This window comes from Variovorax sp. 20P10.2.4, from assembly GCF_058244205.1.
In genome coordinates, this window is sequence record NZ_JBZAYE010000713.1 from 1 (window position 1) to 3506 (window position 3506).

Below are 3506 nucleotides of genomic sequence, written 5' to 3' on the forward strand. Positions count from 1 at the left end.
CTGCCGCGGGCGCGGTGTTGCGCACCCGCACGCGCTGGCGCGTCTTCTGTTCGTCGCGCACCTGGTCCAGCAGGTCCTGGCGCCGCGTGTCGTCCGAGGTGCTGAACTCCTGCCACCACTCGGCGATGGCCTCGCTGACCTCGCCGACGTCGGCGCGCAGACGCATGAAGTCGAAGGCGGCACGGAAGCGCGCCTGCTCGACCAGGCTGTAGGGCGTGGAGCCGGTGCGCTTGTCGAAGCGCGGCTGCATCATCCAGATCTCGCGCATGTCGGCGGCCAGCTTGCCGCGGCCCGAGACGTCGCCGATGCGCGCGTTGAACACGTCGTCGATCGCGTCCTGCAGCGCCGGGAACGGCGGCTGCGCGCGCTGGCCGTTGCGGCCTTCCTGGCGCTGGGCCCAGCCGTCGCGCACGTCGGCCCACAGCACGCAGGCCAGCAGGAAGCTCGGCGCCACCGGCTTGCCCTCGCCGACGCGGCGGTCGGTGTCCTGCAGCGCGGCCTTCACGAACGGCAGGTCGGCGCGCTCCACCACTACGTCGAGCAGCGGATAGATGCCCCTGGACAGGCCCAGCTTGCGCAGCTGCTCGACGGTGGCGATCGCGTGGCCGGTCTGCAGCAGCTTGAGCATCTCGTCGAACAGGCGGCTCTGCGGCACGTCGGCCAGCAGCTTGCTCGACTCGACCAGCGGCGCGCCGGTCTTGGGCTCGAGCTTGAAGCCCAGGGCCGCGAGCTTGGCCGAGAAGCGGATGGCGCGGATGATGCGCACCGGGTCCTCGCGGTAGCGCACGGCCGGGTCGCCGATCATGCGCAGCACCAGCTTCTGGGCATCGCGGATGCCGTGGTGGTAGTCGATCACCACCTGCCGCGCCGGGTCGTAGTACATCGCGTTGACGGTGAAGTCGCGGCGCGCGGCGTCTTCCTCCTGGGGACCCCAGACGTTGTCGCGCAGCACGCGGCCGCTGGCGTCCACGGCATGGGTCATGCCCGCGAGCTCGCCCTTGCTGGTGCGCTCGTTGCCGCTGACCTGGCCGGCGGCGGCGGCATCCATGTAGGCGCGGAAGGTCGAGACCTCGATCACCTCGTGCTCGCGGCCGCGCCCGTACACCACGTGCACGATGCGGAAGCGCCGCCCGATGATGAAGGCGCGGCGGAACAGCCCCTTGACCTGCTCGGGCGTGGCATTGGTCGCCACGTCGAAGTCCTTGGGCCGCAGGCCCAGCAGCAGGTCGCGCACCGCGCCGCCCACCACGTAGGCCTCGAAGCCGGCCTGCTGCAGGGTGGTGACCACGTTCTTCGCGCGTTCGTCGACCAGGGCCGGATCGATCCGGTGAACCTCCGCCGGCACTTCCTCGCGCTTGCCGAAGCGGCTCTTTCCCTGTGCGCCGCCGGCGGATTTGCCGAGCAGCTTGTCGATGAATTTCTTGATCATTGGTTGAGAAGGGTTCTTCTTATTCGTTTTCGAGCATGGAGCGGATCAACGGAATGGTGATCGCGCGTTGCGTCTGCAGCGCATAGCCGTCGAGCTGCGTGAGCAGCTCCATCAGGCTGCCGAGGTCGCGGCTGAAGCGGTGCAGCATGTAGTCGAGGACATCGTCGGACAGCATCACGCCGCGCGCATCGGCGGCCTGGCGCAGCACGGCGCGTCGTTCGCTCTCGCCGAGCACCTGCAGGTGGAACACGTGGCCCCAGCCGAGGCGGGTGCGCAGGTCCTCGCGCAGCGGCAGGTCGGCCGGCGGCAGCGCGCCCGCGGCCACCACGCCACGCTGCAGGCTCTGCGCGTTGACGAACCAGTTGAAGGCCGCGTGCTGCTGCACGGCGGTGTAGAGGTGCACGTCGTCGAGCAGCACGGCGACCCAGCGCTCGTCGAACTCGGGCGGCTCCAGCAGGCCGGCGTGCAGCCAGCCCACGCTGGCGCCCTGCTCGCGCAGCGCCACGCGCACCGATTCGAGCAGGTGGGTCTTGCCGCTGCCGCTTTCGCCCCACAGGTAGGTCGGCACGGGCGAGTGGAGCGCCGGACTGCCGGCGCCGCCCACCCACAGTTGCAGGTGCCGCAGCGCCGCCTCGTTCGGGCCGGCAAAGAAGGCGTCGAAGCTGGGGCCCGTCGCGATGCCGATATCGAGCGCGAGCTGTTTCATCCCGGGAAGGTTCATGGAGGGGGCGGTCAACGCCCGTAAAATCGTCCGGAATTCTATCGGCCCGGCCGTTTCGCCCTTTGACCCTCCCCCCGGGGTGCCATCGCGGCCGGTGCGCTTTCCATTCCTCTCGCTCCCAACCAGCCATGACCTCCCCTCTGCCCACTCCGCTCAGCTACAAGGACGCCGGCGTCGACATCGATGCCGGCGACGCGCTGGTCGACCGCATCAAGCCGCTCGCGAAGAAAACCATGCGCGAAGGCGTGCTGGCCGGCATCGGCGGTTTCGGCGCGCTGTTCGAGGTGCCCAAGCGCTACAAGGAGCCGGTGCTGGTGAGCGGCACCGACGGCGTGGGCACCAAGCTCAAGCTGGCCTTCGAGTGGAACATGCACGACACGGTCGGCATCGACCTGGTGGCCATGAGCGTCAACGACGTGCTGGTGCAGGGCGCCGAGCCGCTGTTCTTCCTCGACTACTTCGCCTGCGGCAAGCTCGACGTCGACACCGCCGCGGCGGTGGTGGGCGGCATCGCGCGCGGCTGCGAGCTCTCGGGCTGCGCGCTGATCGGCGGCGAAACCGCCGAAATGCCCGGCATGTACCCGGCCGGCGAGTACGACCTGGCGGGCTTCGCGGTCGGCGCGGTCGAGAAGTCGAAGATCCTGACCGGCCAGAACGTCAAGCCCGGCGACGTGGTGCTGGGCCTGGCCTCGGCCGGCGTGCATTCCAACGGTTTCAGCCTGGTGCGCAAGGTGATCGAGCGCGCCGGAACGGACCTGCCCGCCACGCTCGACGGCAAGCCCTTCCGCGAGGCCGTGATGGAGCCCACCCACCTCTACGTGAAGCCGGTGCTCGAGGCACTCGGCAAGCACCCGATCAAGGCGCTGGCCCACATCACCGGCGGCGGCCTGCTCGAGAACATCCCGCGCGTGCTGCCCGAAGGCACGGCCGCCCACCTGAAGAAGGGCAGCTGGCCGCAGACCGAGCTGTTCGCCTGGCTGCAGAAGGTGGCCGGCATCGACGACATCGAGATGAACCGCACCTTCAACAACGGCATCGGCATGGTGGTGGTGATCGACGCGGCCGAGGCCGCCGCCTGCGCCGCCACGCTGCGCGCCGCCGGCGAGACGGTGCACGAGATCGGCGTCATCGCCGAGCGCGGCGAGTGCGCGGCCGTGGTCGTCGCCTGAACGAACCGGGTTTCGACGCGCGAGCGCCCTCCCGGATGACCAAGCCCCTGCCCACCGCCCCCATCGCTCCCGTGCCGCCACGCAGCGGCAGCGCGCCGCGCAACGTGGTGATCGCCAGCTACCTGCTGATGCTCGCGGGCCTGATGCTCGTGATGTGGCAGCACCTGCTGCCGGGCCTGTTGTGCGC

3 protein-coding genes are annotated in these 3506 nt (G+C 70.0%); 1 reads left to right on the top strand and 2 read right to left on the bottom strand.

Going from position 1 to position 3506, the window contains the following annotated elements; all coding sequences use genetic code 11:
* Both pcnB and hda read right to left on the bottom strand, forming a co-directional pair.
* Positions 1-1429, bottom strand: a 1429-nt coding sequence (gene pcnB, locus AC27VN_RS36140; protein ID WP_490879743.1) for a polynucleotide adenylyltransferase PcnB, incomplete at its 3' end; no start/stop codon positions are given.
* A gap of 19 nt (positions 1430-1448) precedes the next feature.
* Positions 1449-2135, bottom strand: coding sequence for a DnaA regulatory inactivator Hda (gene hda / locus AC27VN_RS36145; RefSeq protein WP_281077707.1), 687 nt, complete (start codon positions 2133-2135; stop codon positions 1449-1451).
* 143 nt (positions 2136-2278) lie between these two features.
* On the opposite strand from hda, the gene purM reads away from it, so the two are divergent.
* Positions 2279-3319, top strand: coding sequence for a phosphoribosylformylglycinamidine cyclo-ligase (purM, locus tag AC27VN_RS36150; protein WP_490879744.1), 1041 nt, complete (start codon positions 2279-2281; stop codon positions 3317-3319).
* The last annotated feature ends 187 nt before the right edge of the window (positions 3320-3506 follow it).

Coding starts and splice junctions, on each gene's coding strand:
- hda (WP_281077707.1), bottom strand. CDS start 2,135: ATGAAACAGCTCGCGCTCGATATCGGCATCGCGACGGGCCCCAGCTTC.
- purM (WP_490879744.1), top strand. CDS start 2,279: ATGACCTCCCCTCTGCCCACTCCGCTCAGCTACAAGGACGCCGGCGTC.